The sequence below is a fragment of the Streptomyces sp. NPDC055749 genome (assembly GCF_053617235.1).
This window is the reverse complement of sequence record NZ_JBSHFH010000049.1, coordinates 43,637-58,794: the sequence shown is the minus strand read 5'-3', so window position 1 is coordinate 58,794 and position 15,158 is coordinate 43,637. Positions and strand designations below refer to the sequence as shown.

General features: G+C 69.7%; 22 protein-coding genes. 10 read left to right on the top strand and 12 right to left on the bottom strand.

Features of this window, described 5'->3' with window-relative positions; genetic code table 11:
• Positions 1-192: 192 nt before the first annotated feature.
• Positions 193-2,142: an NAD(P)-binding protein gene (locus ACWGO0_RS29370; protein ID WP_453541544.1), complete on the top strand. Its 1,950-nt coding sequence runs from the start codon at positions 193-195 to the stop codon at positions 2,140-2,142.
• Between the two features lie 38 nt (positions 2,143-2,180).
• Here ACWGO0_RS29370 and ACWGO0_RS29365 read toward each other — a convergent pair whose 3' ends face one another.
• The 5 genes from ACWGO0_RS29365 to ACWGO0_RS29345 form a co-directional block, all read right to left on the bottom strand.
• Positions 2,181-2,597: a PIN domain-containing protein gene (locus tag ACWGO0_RS29365; RefSeq protein ID WP_453541541.1), complete on the bottom strand. Its 417-nt coding sequence runs from the start codon at positions 2,595-2,597 to the stop codon at positions 2,181-2,183.
• A complete protein-coding gene (locus ACWGO0_RS29360; protein ID WP_453541538.1) occupies positions 2,594-2,818 on the bottom strand; it encodes a type II toxin-antitoxin system VapB family antitoxin in 225 nt (74 codons plus the stop codon). Before ACWGO0_RS29360 ends, ACWGO0_RS29365 begins: the two co-directional genes overlap by 4 nt.
• Before the next feature lie 75 nt (positions 2,819-2,893).
• Positions 2,894-3,454: a hypothetical protein gene (locus ACWGO0_RS29355; RefSeq protein WP_453541535.1), complete on the bottom strand. Its 561-nt coding sequence runs from the start codon at positions 3,452-3,454 to the stop codon at positions 2,894-2,896.
• Between the two features lie 34 nt (positions 3,455-3,488).
• The gene (locus ACWGO0_RS29350) at positions 3,489-3,725 is read right to left on the bottom strand and encodes a hypothetical protein (RefSeq protein ID WP_453541533.1); all 237 of its coding nucleotides are present in this window, start codon (positions 3,723-3,725) and stop codon (positions 3,489-3,491) included.
• Positions 3,715-3,969, bottom strand: coding sequence for a hypothetical protein (locus tag ACWGO0_RS29345; RefSeq protein ID WP_453541530.1), 255 nt, complete (start codon positions 3,967-3,969; stop codon positions 3,715-3,717). Before ACWGO0_RS29345 ends, ACWGO0_RS29350 begins: the two co-directional genes overlap by 11 nt.
• Before the next feature lie 114 nt (positions 3,970-4,083).
• Here ACWGO0_RS29345 and ACWGO0_RS29340 point away from each other — a divergent pair, with 114 nt between their 5' ends.
• Positions 4,084-4,926: a helix-turn-helix domain-containing protein gene (locus ACWGO0_RS29340; protein WP_453541527.1), complete on the top strand. Its 843-nt coding sequence runs from the start codon at positions 4,084-4,086 to the stop codon at positions 4,924-4,926.
• Positions 4,907-5,116 (top strand): DUF397 domain-containing protein, encoded by a 210-nt coding sequence (locus ACWGO0_RS29335; RefSeq protein ID WP_453541524.1) that lies wholly within the window; start codon positions 4,907-4,909, stop codon positions 5,114-5,116. The genes ACWGO0_RS29340 and ACWGO0_RS29335 overlap by 20 nt, the downstream gene beginning before the upstream one ends.
• A gap of 84 nt (positions 5,117-5,200) precedes the next feature.
• Here ACWGO0_RS29335 and ACWGO0_RS29330 read toward each other — a convergent pair whose 3' ends face one another.
• Positions 5,201-5,980 (bottom strand): hypothetical protein, encoded by a 780-nt coding sequence (locus ACWGO0_RS29330; protein ID WP_453541521.1) that lies wholly within the window; start codon positions 5,978-5,980, stop codon positions 5,201-5,203.
• A 138-nt stretch (positions 5,981-6,118) separates the two neighbouring features.
• Here ACWGO0_RS29330 and ACWGO0_RS29325 point away from each other — a divergent pair, with 138 nt between their 5' ends.
• On the top strand, positions 6,119-6,697 hold the full coding sequence (locus ACWGO0_RS29325) for a DUF6004 family protein (protein WP_453541518.1): 579 nt from the start codon (positions 6,119-6,121) through the stop codon (positions 6,695-6,697).
• Between the two features lie 13 nt (positions 6,698-6,710).
• Here the strand turns inward: ACWGO0_RS29325 and ACWGO0_RS29320 are convergent, their stop codons facing one another.
• Both ACWGO0_RS29320 and ACWGO0_RS29315 read right to left on the bottom strand, forming a co-directional pair.
• Entirely contained in the window at positions 6,711-7,262 is a 552-nt protein-coding gene (locus tag ACWGO0_RS29320; RefSeq protein ID WP_453541515.1) for a YcxB family protein, read from the bottom strand.
• 33 nt (positions 7,263-7,295) lie between these two features.
• Positions 7,296-7,643 carry a DUF1330 domain-containing protein gene (locus ACWGO0_RS29315; RefSeq protein WP_453541512.1) on the bottom strand — a complete coding sequence of 116 codons (348 nt, stop codon included), beginning with the start codon at positions 7,641-7,643 and terminating at the stop codon, positions 7,296-7,298.
• 236 nt (positions 7,644-7,879) lie between these two features.
• On the opposite strand from ACWGO0_RS29315, the gene ACWGO0_RS29310 reads away from it, so the two are divergent.
• Entirely contained in the window at positions 7,880-8,335 is a 456-nt protein-coding gene (locus tag ACWGO0_RS29310) for a ricin-type beta-trefoil lectin domain protein (RefSeq protein ID WP_453541509.1), read from the top strand.
• Between the two features lie 101 nt (positions 8,336-8,436).
• On the opposite strand, the gene ACWGO0_RS29305 is transcribed toward ACWGO0_RS29310, so the two are convergent.
• The gene (locus tag ACWGO0_RS29305) at positions 8,437-8,982 is read right to left on the bottom strand and encodes a MarR family winged helix-turn-helix transcriptional regulator (RefSeq protein ID WP_453541506.1); all 546 of its coding nucleotides are present in this window, start codon (positions 8,980-8,982) and stop codon (positions 8,437-8,439) included.
• 140 nt (positions 8,983-9,122) lie between these two features.
• Between ACWGO0_RS29305 and ACWGO0_RS29300 the strand changes: the two genes are divergently transcribed.
• Both ACWGO0_RS29300 and ACWGO0_RS29295 read left to right on the top strand, forming a co-directional pair.
• Positions 9,123-10,070 (top strand): EamA family transporter, encoded by a 948-nt coding sequence (locus ACWGO0_RS29300; protein ID WP_453541503.1) that lies wholly within the window; start codon positions 9,123-9,125, stop codon positions 10,068-10,070.
• Between the two features lie 37 nt (positions 10,071-10,107).
• Positions 10,108-10,752: an NAD(P)-dependent oxidoreductase gene (locus tag ACWGO0_RS29295; RefSeq protein WP_453541500.1), complete on the top strand. Its 645-nt coding sequence runs from the start codon at positions 10,108-10,110 to the stop codon at positions 10,750-10,752.
• A gap of 20 nt (positions 10,753-10,772) precedes the next feature.
• Here the strand turns inward: ACWGO0_RS29295 and ACWGO0_RS29290 are convergent, their stop codons facing one another.
• Positions 10,773-11,066: a hypothetical protein gene (locus ACWGO0_RS29290; protein WP_453541497.1), complete on the bottom strand. Its 294-nt coding sequence runs from the start codon at positions 11,064-11,066 to the stop codon at positions 10,773-10,775.
• 85 nt (positions 11,067-11,151) lie between these two features.
• Positions 11,152-12,012, bottom strand: coding sequence for an NAD(P)-dependent oxidoreductase (locus ACWGO0_RS29285; RefSeq protein ID WP_453541494.1), 861 nt, complete (start codon positions 12,010-12,012; stop codon positions 11,152-11,154).
• Positions 12,013-12,132: 120 nt separating this feature from the next.
• Between ACWGO0_RS29285 and ACWGO0_RS29280 the strand changes: the two genes are divergently transcribed.
• Both ACWGO0_RS29280 and ACWGO0_RS29275 read left to right on the top strand, forming a co-directional pair.
• Positions 12,133-12,768 carry a TetR/AcrR family transcriptional regulator gene (locus tag ACWGO0_RS29280; RefSeq protein WP_453541491.1) on the top strand — a complete coding sequence of 212 codons (636 nt, stop codon included), beginning with the start codon at positions 12,133-12,135 and terminating at the stop codon, positions 12,766-12,768.
• Positions 12,769-13,022: 254 nt separating this feature from the next.
• The gene (locus ACWGO0_RS29275) at positions 13,023-13,838 is read left to right on the top strand and encodes a hypothetical protein (RefSeq protein ID WP_453541559.1); all 816 of its coding nucleotides are present in this window, start codon (positions 13,023-13,025) and stop codon (positions 13,836-13,838) included.
• Positions 13,839-13,871: 33 nt separating this feature from the next.
• On the opposite strand, the gene ACWGO0_RS29270 is transcribed toward ACWGO0_RS29275, so the two are convergent.
• Complete coding sequence (locus tag ACWGO0_RS29270; protein ID WP_453541556.1) at positions 13,872-14,087, bottom strand: MerR family DNA-binding protein; 216 nt, start codon at positions 14,085-14,087, stop codon at positions 13,872-13,874.
• Positions 14,088-14,161: 74 nt separating this feature from the next.
• Between ACWGO0_RS29270 and merB the strand changes: the two genes are divergently transcribed.
• Positions 14,162-15,136, top strand: coding sequence for an organomercurial lyase (gene merB, locus ACWGO0_RS29265; RefSeq protein ID WP_453541488.1), 975 nt, complete (start codon positions 14,162-14,164; stop codon positions 15,134-15,136).
• Positions 15,137-15,158: the final 22 nt, after the last annotated feature.

Genomic DNA, 15,158 nt, shown 5'->3' with positions numbered 1-15,158 from the left:
GGCCCTGAAGAAGGGCCGGCCCCGCCGCTCGTGTGTCCGCGTCCGCGTTCAGCCCCCCGTAGCAAAACCCTCCCGATTCAACGAAATCCGTTGTCTGTGTTGCCCGTTGCTCCGAAGTCGTTGCCAAACAGATGAACCAGGCGCAGAATCCGGGGCAATTGGCTTGTTCGTGCAAGATTCAAGGAGCCCTTGATGGCGAAGTTCCTCGACCGCGAGCTCGGCATGCACAGACAGATCACCCGCAGGGACTTCCTCGACGGGATGGCCGTCGGCGCGGCCGGCCTGGCAGCAGCCACCGCCCTGCCCGGGATGACCGGCACGGCGGCGGCCACGCCCGGCAACGCCCACGGCCACGCCGCCTACCCGCCCCGCGAGAACGGCACGGTCGGGCAGGACACCACCGCCCGGGGCGTCGGACACGCGGTGCGCGACGGCAGTTTCCAGCCCGGCCAGGTCCGTGAGACCGGCGAGACGTACGACCTCGTCGTGGTCGGCGGCGGGCTCAGCGGTCTCGCCGCCGCGTACTTCTACCGCAAGGCCATGGGGCCCCGCGCCCGCATCCTGATCCTGGAGGCCCAGCACGACTTCGGCGGCCACGCCGCCCGTAACGAGTTCCAGGTCCGCGGGCGCACCATGCTCTCCAACGGCGGCACCGTCAACATGGACACCCCGAGCACCTGGACACCCGCCGCCCACGACCTGCTCACCAAGGACCTCGGCGTCGACCTCAAGGCGCTGGAAGCGACGATCCTGGACGACGCCTACGCCCCGTACAAGCTGACCTCGTCGACGTTCTTCAACGAGGAACGGTGGGGCAAGGACCAGCTCGTCGTCCGCAAGTCCGGTGAATCGACAGCCGCTTACGCCGCCCGCCTGCCCATGTCCGAGCGGGGCCGCGCCGACCTCGTCCGCCTTTACACCACCACCGAGGACTTCTACCCGGGGCTCGGCGACGCCCAGAAGAAGGCCATCCTCGCCAAGCTCCCGTACGAGCGCTATCTGCGCGACAAGGTCGGCCTCGGCGACGAGGCGTACGACTACGTGCGGCGCGGCACCAACTCCCTCTGGGGCGTGGACGCCGACCGCGTCCCGGCCGCCGACTGCTGGGCGACCGGACAGCCGGGCTTCGGCGGCCTCGGCCTGACCGACGCCCCCTGGCCGGGCGCCGGAAAGACCCCGCTCATGGGCCTCGCCGCGACCGAGGACGACGGCGATTTCTACTTCCCCGACGGCAACGCCTCCCTAGCCCGAATGCTGGTCGACCGCCTCGTCCCCGACTCCTTCCACGGCACCGGCACCCGCACCCGCACCCACGACTGGCGGAGCATCGTCACCGCCAAGGCCCGCTACGACCGCCTCGACCGCGAGAAGTCACCGACCCGCATCCGCCTGCGCTCCACCGCCTTCGACGTCCGCCACGACGGCACCCCGTCCCAAGCCCGCCGCGTCACCGTCTCGTACGCCCACGAGGGCCGCAGCTACCGGGTGACCGGCCGCAACGTGATCATGGCCTGCTGGAACTCCGTGGCCTCGTACGTCGTCCAGGGCCTGCCCGCCGAGCAGCAGGCCGCCATGCGCTACGGCGTCAAGGTCCCGCTGATCTACGCCCGCGTCGCCCTGCGCGACTGGCGGCCGTTCGCCGCCGCCGGGGTGAGCCGGGTGAGTACGCCGTCGATGTACTGGAACAGCTTCGGGCTCTCCCCGGTCAGCAGGATCGGCGGGTACGAGCTGCCGCACGACCCGGCGAAACCGACCGTCGTCACGCTCTCCAAGACCCCCTGCAAGCCCGGCCTGCCCATCCGCGCCCAGTACAAGGCCGGACGCGGCCAGCTGATGGCCACGGCCTTCGAGGACTTCGAGCGCGAGATCCGCGACGCGATGCTGCGCTCCCTCGGCGACCACGGCTTCGACCCCGGCCGCGACATCGAAGCGATCACCGTCAACCGGTGGGCGCACGGCTACGCGTACGAGTACACCTCGCTCGACGACCCGTCGCTCTATCTGCCCGAGTCCGAGCGCCCGTACGCGCTCGCCCGCCGCCCGCTGGGCCGCATCGCGATCGCCAACTCGGACGCGGAGGCGTTCGGTTACACCCACGCGGCGTGGAACCAGGCGTACCGGGCGGTCCAGGAAATCGTCTGATCTCTGTCCGGTGCCGCTGCGTGCACGCGGGCCACCTCTCAGACGGGGCCCGCGTGAACGTCACGCTGGCGAAGCTCCACCGCGAATCGTCCAGCGGTCACGAAATCGTTGTCGTTGTGCAGAACAACAAGCCCGTGATGAGCTGCGGTGGCGCAAATCTGCAGGTCGACCACCGATAGCGCCTGGTGCGTACCTCGCTCGGCGGCACGCCGTTGCAGGCCTCTGATCCACTGGGCCGCACTCTTCGGCACGGCTACGTCTTCGTAGAGTTCGTCAAGCATCGCGCTGTACGTCTCGTACTCCTGAAGCCCCCGCGCCGAGCGAAGGAAGTCCGCCCGTTGCGGGTAGCACGAGCGGACGTCACCATCCACGACGGTCGATCGCCAGGCGGCGTAGAGCTCTTTGTCCCGGAGCATGCGCCAGAGCGCTGTCGAGTCCAGAAGGTAGCGGCTCACTCCGACCGGACGTCCTTCTCAGCCCGGTGCGCCGCCTCTGCCCCCTCGACGTCCCACGCCTGGGCGAGATCGAAGTACCTGTCGTACGCCTCGGCTCGGGCCAGGCGCTTGTTGTACTCCTCCAGCGCCTTCGCAACAGCGGCCGTCTTCGTCCGATGCCCGCCCAGGCGCTTCGCCGTAGCCAGCGCTTCGTCGTCGATATCGATGTGCGTGAGGGACATGAACGTCTCCACATCTGTACATCCGTGGCTCATATCACTCCTCCCGAGTGTACATAAAGGCGCCCGGGCTGCGACTCACTCCCCTGCGGCGGTCCGCAGGAACCGCACCAGGTCATCCACGCTGTAACCCAGCCGGGGCCCGCGTTCCGCCGCCATCAGGAGCAGCTGGCCCACGATCTCCGCACCCCATCCGTCGGTGCCGTCGGCCGACCACTCCCAGAGCTTCTCGATCCCGAGGTCCGTCATCAGCACCCCGTGCTCGGCCCGGATCTCGGCGCACACTTCGGCGACCGCGGCGAGCAGCGTCTCCCCCGCCCTCTCGCACCTGAGCCCGAAGTACTCGCCCACGTCCTCGACCGCACAGCCCTCCGGCGGCTGCGCCCTGATCCCGTCGTAGCGGGAATCGTCGGCTCTGGGGTACTCCCCCACCGGACAGTGGATGAGGGTGAAGCGGTGCCGGCCCGGCGGGGGCGGCGACGGCCGCCTGTGAGCGGCCAACCCGAACGCTTCCTGCACCAGAGCCCCCGCCTCGTCATACGTCTCCGCGGTCACCGCCGCCGTCCGCGTGCCGTCATCACCCACCGCCGTCCACAGCCCGGAGCCCTCGTCACAGCTGAAATGGATCGAAAGTCCCATACCTCACCCTCCCACCCGCCACTGACAGTTGCCCTCACCGCGGCAGCTGCCCCTCCCGGTTGATCTCCCTCACCCGCGCCCGTAGCACCAGCCCCGGCGGCGCCGGCCGGACGGCGTCCGGCGGGCAGTCCCACTCCGCGCCACCACCGGGGGGCCGCAGCTGTACGTACGGTCCGACGCGCCCCATCACCCGTCCCACCCGCCCGTCCCTGGCATCCACGGCGAACGATCCCGGCTCCGGCGTACACGGTTCGAGCACCTCACCCGTCATGACCGGCCGCCCTCTCGCCCTGCTTCTCCTCCAGGACCTCGCTCAGCCGCTGCGCCGTATCGAGGTTGCAGCAACCGAGGTCGACCAGCGGCGACGGCTCGTTCCCCGCACACGACACGGGGTCGATCCGCAGCGAAGGCAGCTTCACCCCGACCTCCGCGAGCCCCTGCCGCAGTCGCGCCACGGCATCCTCCGCCATCCGCACCCTGCCCGCCGCCGCCCGGCGCCGCTCCGTCGCTGTCATGCCGTTCCACCTTCCACGCTGAGTAGTGGGAATGCCTACACAGCGTGTCCAACGCGCGGCTAGCCTGGAAGAGGCGCAGTTCCAACAACCGCACGTGTGCCACAGGGAGTTGTCATGCCAGGTCCCCGGAAACTCGACCCGTCCTCCTCGCCCCGCGCCCTGCTGGGTGCGGAACTCCGTCACCGGAGGGAGCAGGCGGGGCTCTCGCAGGACGAACTCGGAGCCCCGCTCTTCGTCAGCGGCTCGTTCATCGGGCAGCTGGAGATAGGGGTACGGAGGATGCAGCTGGACCAGGCGGAGAAGTTCGACGAACTCCTGGGAACGGACGGCTTCTTCGTCCGGAACTGTGCGGCGCTGAAGAAGTCCAAGTACCCGGAGCACTTCGCCGAGGCAGCGGATGCGGAGGCCCGCGCGACGGCCATCAAGGAGTACGCGTCCTTGCTGATCCCGGGGCTCCTGCAAACGGAGACGTACGCACGGGCGGTGTTCCGGGCGTATCAGCCGACGGCCATCGAGAGCGTGATCGACGAGCTGGTGACGGCGCGGCTGGAACGGGCGCAGCTCCTCGCCGATCCAACGAAGCCCCTGTTGTGGGTGGTTCTGGACGAGGCGGTTCTACGTCGAGTGGTGGGCGGACCGGTAGTGATGGCGGATGCGCTGCGCCACATCGCCACGCTGATCAGGCAACACCGCATCATCGCGCAGGTGCTCCCCTTCTCCGAGGGTGGTCACGCAGCCATGGGTGGCGGCCTCAAGCTGATGGCGTTCACAGATGCGCCGCCACTCGCCTACCTGGACGGCCTCGGTTCGGGGCAACTCCTGGACGATCCGCTCACGGTCAGCAAGTACGAACTGACCTACGATCTACTGACGGCCAGCGCAATCTCACGAGATGCGTCCCTGGCCTTGATCGAGTCGGTGGCGGAGGATTACGACCATGAAGATCAGCAGCTCTGACTACGACCTGTCGACGGCAACTTGGCACAAGTCCTCGTACAGCGACGGCAGCGGTGGCAACTGCCTCGAAGTCCTCGACGGACTCCCCGAAGTCGTCCCCGTCCGCGACTCCAAGGTGACCGACGGCCCGGCGCTCGTGTTCCGGACCGCCGTCTGGACGACGTTCGTGAGCGACCTCAAGCACGGCTGACCAGCGCGGAAGACTGAGGGGTGCAGGGCGGCGTCCCCCGCCCTGCACCCCTCACGCGTCCAAGGGCCGACGTCCGCGCGTCGCCTATCCCACGACGACGTTGTCCCCGGTCGACGACTTCGCCCCGGAGGTGGTGTTCCCGTAGTACGTCCACCGCCATGTCCCCGACCTGGTGGCCGTCACCGTGGTCTTGAGCGCCCCCGTACTGTTCGAGATCGCCTTCTTGACCGTCGTGTACGAGGAGGCGCCCGCCGCCTTGAACTGCAGGCTCACCGAGCGGCCCGCGTACCCCTGGTACGTGTGGGTGTCCCAGTTCGCCCGTGTCACCCGCCCGGTCACGGTGATCGTCTTCCCTTTCGCGACCGGCTCCGGCGAGGCGTTGACAGTGACGCGGGTGGCTCGCTTGACCTGCACCGGGAGGTTCTCGTCGTCGGTGTCCCAGGCGTCACCGGCGAGAAACACCCGCGCGGCGGTTCCCCAGGTACCGGCGTCCTCGTTGCCGAAGTCGACGTGCCGCGGGTCGATGTACAGCCATTCGTCGAAGTCGCAGATTCCGTTCGCCTTGTCCACGACCTTGCAGTCGCTGCCCATGATGGCGCTGTGCATGGTGTCCCCCGTGTCGAGCCTCCCTCGGTAGGGGTACACCTTCGGCCCGAAGTCGTACTTGAGCGTGGTCGTCATCCGGAAGGACGCATGCACCACGACCTCCTCCTGGACCCCGACCACGATCGGCTTCCCGCCGTTCACCGCGACCCGGGTGAAGGCGACCCCGCCCTCCGACGCCCCGGCCGGCACCGCCGCGACCCCTGTGAACACGGCCGCGGCCCCACCGGCCACCACCGCTCTCCACATCGTCTTCCTCATCCTGGAGTCCGCCCTTTCCCCTGCAGCCTGGACCGGCGCGTAGGCGCACCGGCCGGAGGTTCGTCCTCGCGGCTGACTGTGGGACAGGCGAGGGCTGCACGCGGTTGTATGCGGTGCGGCAACGATTGGATCACCGGCATGATCGCGGTCACTCATTCCGGTGCTTTCCGCATGCCCACCTGCGGAAGCATGCGCGTCTCACTGGAGGGGACTCTGGACATGGAACTGGGCGGCAGGACTGTGCACGTCGGCGTGACAGGCGACTACCGCGAGGCGGCCGGCGCGGAGATCCTGCTGTTCGGCCCCGAGAAGCACGACCTCGGCCCCGGTGCAGTGGCCCAGCTGTCGCGCTTGTCCCTCGTCGGTGACTGTGCCGAGCTGGGTGGCCGCGTCGAACTCAAGGTCAGCTCGACACAGCACTCCGGCGGCTCGCTCGGCGATGGCGACGAGGACAGCCTGAGCCGCGTCAGGTATCCCGCCGAGCTCCATTTCGCCACGCACCTTGAACTGCACACCCCGAGCGCCGCACTCCACGCCACCTCTGGCCTGTCTCTCGGGGGCTGGCTGCTCGATCTGGGGGCCTCCGGCAGCGAGTTGCGCATGGAAGAGGGCAAAGGCCAACTGGCGACCGCTGGCGGCGAGGTGCGCGGTCGACTGACAGGCGTGAGCTTGGTCATGGGCCACGCCGAGATCGCCGATCCCACGCCGGCCAACTAGCACGCGCTCGCGTCTAGAGCCGCTTCAGGTTCCGGTCCAGGATCGCCCGGAGCCGGTCCACGTCCGCCGGGTCCTGGGCGCCCCGCTTCGGCATCACCGCGATCCCGGCCGCGCGGTCGCCGCCCACCAGCACGAACAGGCCGGGCGTCTCCAGGTACTCCCGGAACACCGACCAGTCCGCACTGGAGGACGCCCGCTCGCCGGTGCTGACCGCGCCGTTCTCATCGGCCACCGTGCGGCACTGCCCGTACGGCTCCACGATGCTGAACATCCGGCGGGCCATGAAGCGCAGCATCCATACGATGCCCCAGGCCCCGATGCCCACCGAGAACACCAGCGTGATGATCCAGGCGATCAGCGGCGCTTCCCGCAGCACCCCGACGACGACCGCGGCGACTGCCGCCACCAGTGGCACCAGCAACGCCTCGACCCGCCCCGCCGGCGTACGCCGCGCTCGGGCGCGGAGCGCCTCCTCGAAGTCCGCGGCCGTGGGCCGGTAGACGAACTCCACGGTCGTGCCGCGATCCGTGTCCCGCCGAGAAGAGTCCCCGCCCATGCTGTCCATGGGCGGGAATCCTAGCCAGGCGCCCTGGCAGCGTTACTCGGCGGGCAGGGACTCCCGCGCCGCCTTCGCCGTGAGCGTCGCGTCGTAGCCCTCGGGGACGCCTTCGATCAGGATGATGTCGCCGTCGATGTGCCGCGAGCGCAGCGGTGCGATCTCCTGGTACGCGGGTGAGTCCCACCAGGCCCGCGCCTCCGCGATCCCGGGGAAGCCGATCATCACGATGCCCCCGGTCCAACTGCCTTCCAGCACCTCGTGCGGTGTGACGTGCACGAGGAAGCGCCCGCCGTACGGCTCGAACGTGCCGGGGATGCGCTCGATGTAATCCGCGATCTCCGGGTGCATGGCGGCGTCCTGCAAGCGGCCAATGACGTAGGCGGGCATGGTGTGTGTCCTTCCGGCCGGGTGGTCGATCTCGTACGCAAAGCTTGGCATCGCGGTGTACGAGCGTCGATTACCTGTCGGGTAATGGGCGGCGTCCGGACCGGCGCGAGCCCCCCGGTGAGGTGGCGTTGCGCGTGCCCGGCATGCGCGCGGCTGCGGCACGGAATGCTGATGGGCACGGGGCACCACGTACCCCCGGCGCTTGTGCCCGTCCCCCGAACGAACAGGAAGCACCTGTGTCCGTATCCATGCTCACCGCCGTCCTGACCGCCGCACTTCTCGTGCCGGCGGCCCACGCCCCGGCCTTCGCCTCCCCCGCCCAGGAGGACCCCCGCTTCGCCCTCCGGAGCAACCAGAGTCGGCTCTGTCTCGACACCGACGGCTCGAAGCTCGCCATGCTCGACTGCGACGGCTCCGCCGACCAGGTGTGGATGGCGAACGACGACGGCCAGTTCGAGAACGTCGGCAGGGGCGTCTGTCTGCACAGCGACGAGGCCGGGGCCGTCTCCCTCGGGGAGTGCCTGGACCTCCCCCTCCTGACGTGGAAGCCGCACACCCGCTCGCGGGTCATCAACACCGGTACGGGTTTCTGCCTCGCCGCGCAGGACGAGGACATCTCCTCCACGGCATGTGGCTCAGACCCCAGCCAGACCTGGACGCTCGTTCACAGCACGCTCATGGTCGCGACCTGACAGTGGGACAGTCTCCCACCCCGACGCCCACACGCCGTGACGCTGTGGGGTCGCCACCGGCACGGCGCCCACCGCTAGGGCCTGTCCGGAGGGGGGGCGCCTCACCCCAGGTGCGTGTCCCCCAGGGACATCAGCAACCGCCGCAACGCCCCGTCGAGCGCCACGCGTTCCTCGGCTGTCAGGCCCGCCAGCATCCGTTCCTCGTTCGCCACGTGATCGACCACGGCCCGGTCGACCAGGCCGAGGCCCGCCTCCGTCAGGCGGACGCGGATGGCCCTGCGGTCGGCCGGGTCGGGGAGGCGCTCGATCAGGCCCTTGCGCTCCAGCTTGTCGAGGCGGTTGGTGATCGCGCCGGAGGTCACCATCGCGGACTTCAGGAGGCCGCCCGCGGTGAGTTCGTGCGGGGCGCCGACCCGGCGGAGCGTGGCGAGCACGTCGAACTCCGCGAACTCCAGGCCGTGTTCGGCGAAGACCGGCTTCATGCCCTTGCTCAACAGGTGATCGGCCCGCTTGATACGGCCCACCAGGGCCATCGCGTCCAGCCCTTCGAGGCCCATGTCCGGGCGTTCGCGGCGCCACTGGGCGCGCAGTTCGTCGATGGCATCGGCATCCGTCCCGGGCCGCCGTTCCGCCTCACGCTCGCTCATTACCGCGCTCCTCCCTCTCCCATTCCCTCACCGGAACCAGATCTCTCAACGTTCAGATACTTGACGTTCGCAGACCTGGGGTCCATATTTATCTCAACGTTGAGAATACCAGCGTTGAGGGGAATCCGAGGGGGAGCAGCATGTCCATCACCGCCACCACACCCACCACACCCACCACCACCATCATTCGCACCCCGGCCGCCCAAGGCCCCCGTACCTCCACCAAGGCGGCCATCGGCATCGCCGCGCTCGCCGCCATCGGGCCCGCCACCTGGGGCACCACCTACGTCACGACCACCGAACTCCTGCCGCCCGACCGCCCCTTGCTCGCCGCCGCACTGCGCGCTCTGCCCGCCGGGCTCATCCTGCTCGCCCTCACCCGGCGCCTGCCGCGCGGCGACTGGTGGTGGAAGGCGTCCGTGCTCGGGCTGCTCAACTTCGGCGCGTTCTTCCCGCTGCTGTTCTTCGGCGCCTACCACCTGCCCGGCGGTGTCGCCTCGACGGTCAGCGCGATCATGCCGCTGCTGGTGGCCGGTTTCGGAGCCGGTGTGCTCAAGGTCCGGCCCACACGCCGCACCCTGATCGCCGGAGTCGTCGGGGTCCTGGGCGTCGGGCTGCTCGTCCTGCGCGGGAGTGCCGAGGTGGACCTCGCGGGGCTCACGGCGATGCTGGTGGCCACCGTGCTGATGGCTCTCGCCGTCGTCCTCAGCAAGCGGTGGGGCCGCCCCGAAGGCGTCTCGCTGCTCGCCCTCACCGGCTGGCAGCTGACCGCCGGCGGGCTGGTGCTGGCGCCCATCGCCCTCACCGCCGAGGGCCTGCCCGACCACCTCACCGGCGCGAACATCGCGGGTTACGCCTACCTCGGCGTGATCGGCACGGCGATCGCGTACGCCCTGTGGTTCCGCGGGATCGAACGCCTCCCGGCATCCTCCGTGTCGTTCCTCGGCCTGACGAACCCGGTCGTCGCCACGCTCGCCGGACTGCTGATCCTCGGACAGACGCTGACCGCCTGGCAGGTCGGCGGCCTGGCCCTGGTGGTCGCGAGCGTCCTGGTGGGCCAGAACCTCCGCCCGGCCCGAACCGTCTGAGCCCCCACCCCCACCAATCCCTCAAGGAGCAGATCCCATGCGCATCACCGTCTTCGGAGCAGCAGGAAACGTAGGCAGCCGCGTCGTCACCGAGGCCGTCACTCGCGGCCACGAGGTCACCGCCGTCGTACGCGACGCCGCCCGCTTCACCTCCCTCCACCCCGCAGCCACCCACCGCACCGGAGACGCAGGAATCCCGGAGCAGGTGGCCGAGCTGAGCGCCGGACAGGACCTCGTGGTCAACGCCACCCGCCCCGCCCCCGGCCACGAGGACCAGCACGCCGCTATCAGCCGGGCATTACTGTCCGGCCTCGCGGGCACCGGCGCCCGGCTGCTCGTCGTCGGCGGGGCGGGCAGCCTGACGGTGCCCGGCACCCGGGGCGTCCTCGCGATCGACGACCCCGCCTACGTACCCACCGCCTGGCGGCACATCGCGATGGCCTCCAACGCCCAGTTCGACGCCGTACGCACGGCTGAGACCGAGGTCGACTGGACCTACCTGAGCCCGTCCGCCCTCCTGGAACCGGGCCGCCGCACCGGCGTCTTCCGGCTCGGCACGGACGAGCTCCTGGTCGACGCGGAGGGCAACTCGGCGATCTCGATGGAGGACTTGGCCATCGCGATCCTCGACGAGGCCGAACACCCCAAGCACCACCGCGCCCGCTTCACCGCCGGATACTGACGGGCACCGTACGGCCCGGATCAGCCTGTTGCGGGGCTCTTGGGCCGGAACTCGTGACAGCTGCACGGGGGGCCGTATTTCTGCTGGCTGTTGCCGTAGCTGTCGTTGTTCCAGGTGTCCGACCCGTAGTAGTGAAGGCATCGGGTGTACTTGCCCGTGGAGTGCACGGACCGCGAGTGCCCGCACGTGTCGCACAACGGGTGGAAGACCACAGGGCGCAGGATGGATCCGCTCCGCAGAATCACCACTCCAGCCACTACACCCGCGATGATCACGACGACTCCGACGAGACCCACGACGTGCTCCGCGCTCATGTTCCGCCCCCGCTGTCAGTGCCGGTCAGCCCTGCGAACCGCCCGTCGACGGGCGGTTCGCACGCTACGCGACAGGACTGACATATCAGCGGGCCTGCGAGTTCCTGATCACTTCGAACAGGCTGGTGAAACTGTCGTCGCCCCGGCCGGCCGCCATCCCGCGCTCGAAGTGCTTCAGGACCGCGGCGGGCAGCGCGGTGTCGATGCCCGAGTCCCTCGCCGTGTGCACGATGTGGTCCACGCTCGCCACACCCATGGCCAGCCGGTCCACTTCACCCCGGTGATCCCCCGCGTCGATCCGTGGCGTGTAGTACGCCAGGAAGTCCGGCATCGTGGCCATCGTCGCCGAGGCGTACGGCAGGATCTCGGCTGCGCTGATGCCGTTGGCCCTCGCCAGCGCCAGCGCGTGCAGCCAACTCAGCGCGGAGGTCCAGAACATGTCCATCTGGATCTGGTAGTACAGCGCCGCGAGCCCCGGGTCCTCGCCTCGGTAATCGGTGCCGGTGAGCACCTCCAGCGTCTCGCGGTGCGCCTCGAAGACCTCCTTCGGACCGCTGTAGAAGGTCGATCCGTCGGGACGCCCGATACCGGCCGGCGACACCTGGACCCCGCCGGTGAGGTGCTGGGCACCATGCCCGGCCGCCCATTTCGCCGCCTCCCGGGCCTTGTCCGGCGTGTCCGAGCTGAGGTTGACCAGGACACGGCCGGGCAGTGCGCCGGTGGCCGGTTCGAGGATCGCGTACATCGCGTCGTAGTCCGTCAGGCTCAGGACCACCAGCTCGGCGGCGGCGAGCGCCTCCTCGACGGTGGCCGCCAGGACGGCCCCCTTCGCCACCAGGTCGTCCGCCTTGCTCGCGGTCCTGTTCCAGACGGTCACCGGGTGACCCCGGTCCAGGAACGCGTCCACCATCGCCCTGCCCATGGGGCCGAGTCCGACAACCGTCACCGCTGCGTGCTTATCCACAAGAGACACAAGAGCCACAAGAACCTCCTAGAACGAACGCTCTATCTAGTCAGGAACGTAGCACAGTTCTAAAACGAACGCTCTACCCATTACATTGGAGGGGTGAAGACGAAACCGGCAGACGCAACACCCGCCATCGGCACCCGCGAACGGATCGTCCGGGCGACCTCGACGCTGATGCAGCGCCAGGGATTCGACGGCACCGGGATCAAGCAGATCTCCCAGGAGGCCGAGGCGACGCTCGGGTCCGTCTACCACTTCTTCCCCGGCGGGAAGCAGCAGTTGGCCGTCGCGGCGGTCCAGCACGGCGACCGCGAGTTCGCCGACCTGCTGCGCGAAATCCTCGACAGCGAGGACGACGCGGCCGAGGCGATCATCGCCTGCACCCGGAGCCTCGCCGAGGGACTGCGCGACTCGGACTGGATCGACGGCTGCCCGGTCACGGCCACGGCGCTCGGGACGGCGGGCCGATTCCCCGACATCCAGCAGGCCGCGGCAGAGGCGTTCGCCCGCTGGCAGTCCATCGTCTTCGAGAAGCTGCGCGCCACGGGCATCCCCGACGACGACGCGAACGACCTCGCCGCCACGGTGATCAGCACACTGGAAGGCGCCGAACTCGCGGCCCAGGTCTCACGCGACGCCCGCCCACTGGCGGTCGCGGGCCGCCACCTGGCACAACTGATCGAGCTGCACCGGAATCCACCCGGGGCTCAAGGGGCGAGTTCCGAGCGCTCTTAACAAGGATTGGGTGGATGGGTCAGTTGTCCCACCCACCCACCCTGCCTGCGGAGTTGACTTCTTGTGACCGGCTTGCCACGGATGGTCATCACGCTCTAGCGTGCGTCCCAGACAACAAAAACGACCCCCGCAGGTGCGGGAACACCTGGCAGGGGTCTAACCATCACGATCGTTAGGAGCGATCCATGGCTGACGCCCAGCTTAGTGCTGCCCCCTGCGCCCCGCACGTATCCCCGCCCACCGCCCCGCACCCGATGGCCAACCCGGGTTACGGGAAGCGCTCGGCGCCGTACGAACGCCCCCGCACCGACAACGACTTCGGGCACCTGCTGCCCCGTGACGCCGCCATCGCCGGCTACATCGACCGGCTTCCCGACGGCTCCGACATCTCCGTGAAGACGCTGGCCAAGGAGCTTCCGTACGGGCAGTGCGCCGTGCGGACCACGCTCAACCGGCTCCAGGACGCCGGACATCTGCGCCGGGGCAGCGAGTGCGTCGCCACGGATGAGGTGCTGCTCTGGGTGACACGGACGTTCTTCTCCCGTACCGCCCGGGACGACGAGTGGTGGGTGGCCTTCATCAGGGGCGACGTACCGAAGGAACAGCAACGGCCCACCCGTTCAAGGGCGTTCATCCTGCTGGCCTCGCTGGGCCGGGCCGCGCCCACCCTGACGCTCTCCTCGGCGGACTGCGTGGACCTGGAACCGCAGGTCAGCGAGTGGTTCGAGCGGGGCGCGACGGAATCGGAACTCCTCCACGCCCTGACCGCCGGCCTGCCCACCCCGGTCCACCACGCCGCGTCGCTCGTACGCAGGCGGCTGCGGGACAAGATGCCACCCGAACGGGTAACCCCGGTCCACCGAACCGTCCTGCGCACCCTGGAATGCAGCGAGTGCAGGGCCCCCGGCAGCCCCGAAGCGCTCCTGGGCGGCCGGTGCGCGCCCTGCCGAGGCGCCGAACCGGACGCGCACTTCGGACCGCCCGGCGCGGTGCAGGCCACCGAGGTGCGGGGCCGCATGAGCAGCGTACGGGCGGCATTGGTACCCCGGTCCGAACGGACATACCGGTGACATACCGGTGACGTCACCGCGGGAGAGCGGGCGTCAGTACGGCGACAGGATGGTGCAGATCCCGTCCTCGCCGCAGTCCTCCGGGTCGGTCCGGGCCGCCCGCTGAGCGAGGTCCCGCAGCGCGGTTCGGGTTTTGCGGAGTTCGGCCAGGCGCTGTTCGATGTCGGCGAGGTGCCGGCCGATCAGTTCGGTGACGTGCCCGCAGGGGCCCGCCGGCGGTGGCGAGTTCCCCGATGCGCATGGCTCCAGGCTACGCCTTGACCTTCCAGTGCACTGGAAGGTCTAACGTCGGTCGCACGAACCCCGAGCCGGAAGGTCACGCAATGCGCATCAGTGTGCTGACGGTCCTCGACTGCCCGAACGTGCCACTCGTACAGGAGCGGATCGCCGCCGCGCTGGACGGCCGGGCGGCGGACGTGGAACTGATCGAGGTACGCGACGAGGCTCAGGCCGCGGATTACGGGATGGCCGGCTCGCCGACGATCCTGTTCGACGGCATCGACCCCTTCGCACCCGATGGCTCGTCGCCGAGCGTGTCCTGCCGCCTGTACCGGGACGCGGACGGCGCGGTCTCCGGGGCTCCGAGCGTGGCCGCCCTGCGCGAGGCGCTCGCGGGCGCGGTCCTGCCGCAGGCCGCCGAGCCGGGGGACTGCTGCGATACCGATGCGCTCGATGTGGTCGGCCGGGACGGCCGGGGGCGGCGGGCGCCCGCCGAGCGGGGACTGCGCGCGGTGCACCAGGCAGTGCTGCGGCACTTCGCCGCCAACGGGGCCGCTCCGGAGTCCGCCGTGCTTGAGCCGGTCGCCGCCGAGGCGGGCAGGCCGGCCGGGGAGGTGCTGGACGAGCTCGCCGCCGAGGACTTCCTGACTCTGGACGAGCGGGGACGCATTCGCGCGGCCTACCCCTTCTCCGCCGTACCGACGCGGCATCGGGTACGGATCGAGGGCGGCGCCGAGGTGTGGTCGATGTGCGCCATCGACGCACTCGGCATCGCCCCGATGCTCGGCCGGAACGTGCTGATCTCCTCAACGGACCCGGTGAACGGCGGGGCGGTCACCGTCACCACCCGGGGCGGGGCAACGGTCTGGGAGCCGAAGGGCGCCGTCGTGTTCGTCGGGCAGCGCCCTGGCGGCGGACCGGCGGCCGTGACGTGCTGCGACGCGCTGAACTTCTTCACCGGCGACGCCTCCGCCCGCACCTGGGCGAAGACGCACCCCCAGGTGCCAGGCCGCGTCGTCGGTCAGGGGCAGGCTCTGGAGGTGGCACGGCAGACGTTCGGCCCTCTGCTGACCCCCTGACCGATCCGGCCGTCAGGCCCCG

Coding starts and splice junctions, on each gene's coding strand:
- ACWGO0_RS29370 (WP_453541544.1), top strand. CDS start 193: ATGGCGAAGTTCCTCGACCGCGAGCTCGGCATGCACAGACAGATCACC.
- ACWGO0_RS29360 (WP_453541538.1), bottom strand. CDS start 2,818: ATGTCCCTCACGCACATCGATATCGACGACGAAGCGCTGGCTACGGCG.
- ACWGO0_RS29355 (WP_453541535.1), bottom strand. CDS start 3,454: ATGGGACTTTCGATCCATTTCAGCTGTGACGAGGGCTCCGGGCTGTGG.
- ACWGO0_RS29350 (WP_453541533.1), bottom strand. CDS start 3,725: ATGACGGGTGAGGTGCTCGAACCGTGTACGCCGGAGCCGGGATCGTTC.
- ACWGO0_RS29345 (WP_453541530.1), bottom strand. CDS start 3,969: ATGACAGCGACGGAGCGGCGCCGGGCGGCGGCGGGCAGGGTGCGGATG.
- ACWGO0_RS29340 (WP_453541527.1), top strand. CDS start 4,084: ATGCCAGGTCCCCGGAAACTCGACCCGTCCTCCTCGCCCCGCGCCCTG.
- ACWGO0_RS29335 (WP_453541524.1), top strand. CDS start 4,907: ATGAAGATCAGCAGCTCTGACTACGACCTGTCGACGGCAACTTGGCAC.
- ACWGO0_RS29330 (WP_453541521.1), bottom strand. CDS start 5,980: ATGAGGAAGACGATGTGGAGAGCGGTGGTGGCCGGTGGGGCCGCGGCC.
- ACWGO0_RS29325 (WP_453541518.1), top strand. CDS start 6,119: ATGATCGCGGTCACTCATTCCGGTGCTTTCCGCATGCCCACCTGCGGA.
- ACWGO0_RS29320 (WP_453541515.1), bottom strand. CDS start 7,262: ATGGACAGCATGGGCGGGGACTCTTCTCGGCGGGACACGGATCGCGGC.
- ACWGO0_RS29315 (WP_453541512.1), bottom strand. CDS start 7,643: ATGCCCGCCTACGTCATTGGCCGCTTGCAGGACGCCGCCATGCACCCG.
- ACWGO0_RS29305 (WP_453541506.1), bottom strand. CDS start 8,982: ATGAGCGAGCGTGAGGCGGAACGGCGGCCCGGGACGGATGCCGATGCC.
- ACWGO0_RS29300 (WP_453541503.1), top strand. CDS start 9,123: ATGTCCATCACCGCCACCACACCCACCACACCCACCACCACCATCATT.
- ACWGO0_RS29295 (WP_453541500.1), top strand. CDS start 10,108: ATGCGCATCACCGTCTTCGGAGCAGCAGGAAACGTAGGCAGCCGCGTC.
- ACWGO0_RS29290 (WP_453541497.1), bottom strand. CDS start 11,066: ATGAGCGCGGAGCACGTCGTGGGTCTCGTCGGAGTCGTCGTGATCATC.
- ACWGO0_RS29275 (WP_453541559.1), top strand. CDS start 13,023: ATGGCCAACCCGGGTTACGGGAAGCGCTCGGCGCCGTACGAACGCCCC.
- merB (WP_453541488.1), top strand. CDS start 14,162: ATGCGCATCAGTGTGCTGACGGTCCTCGACTGCCCGAACGTGCCACTC.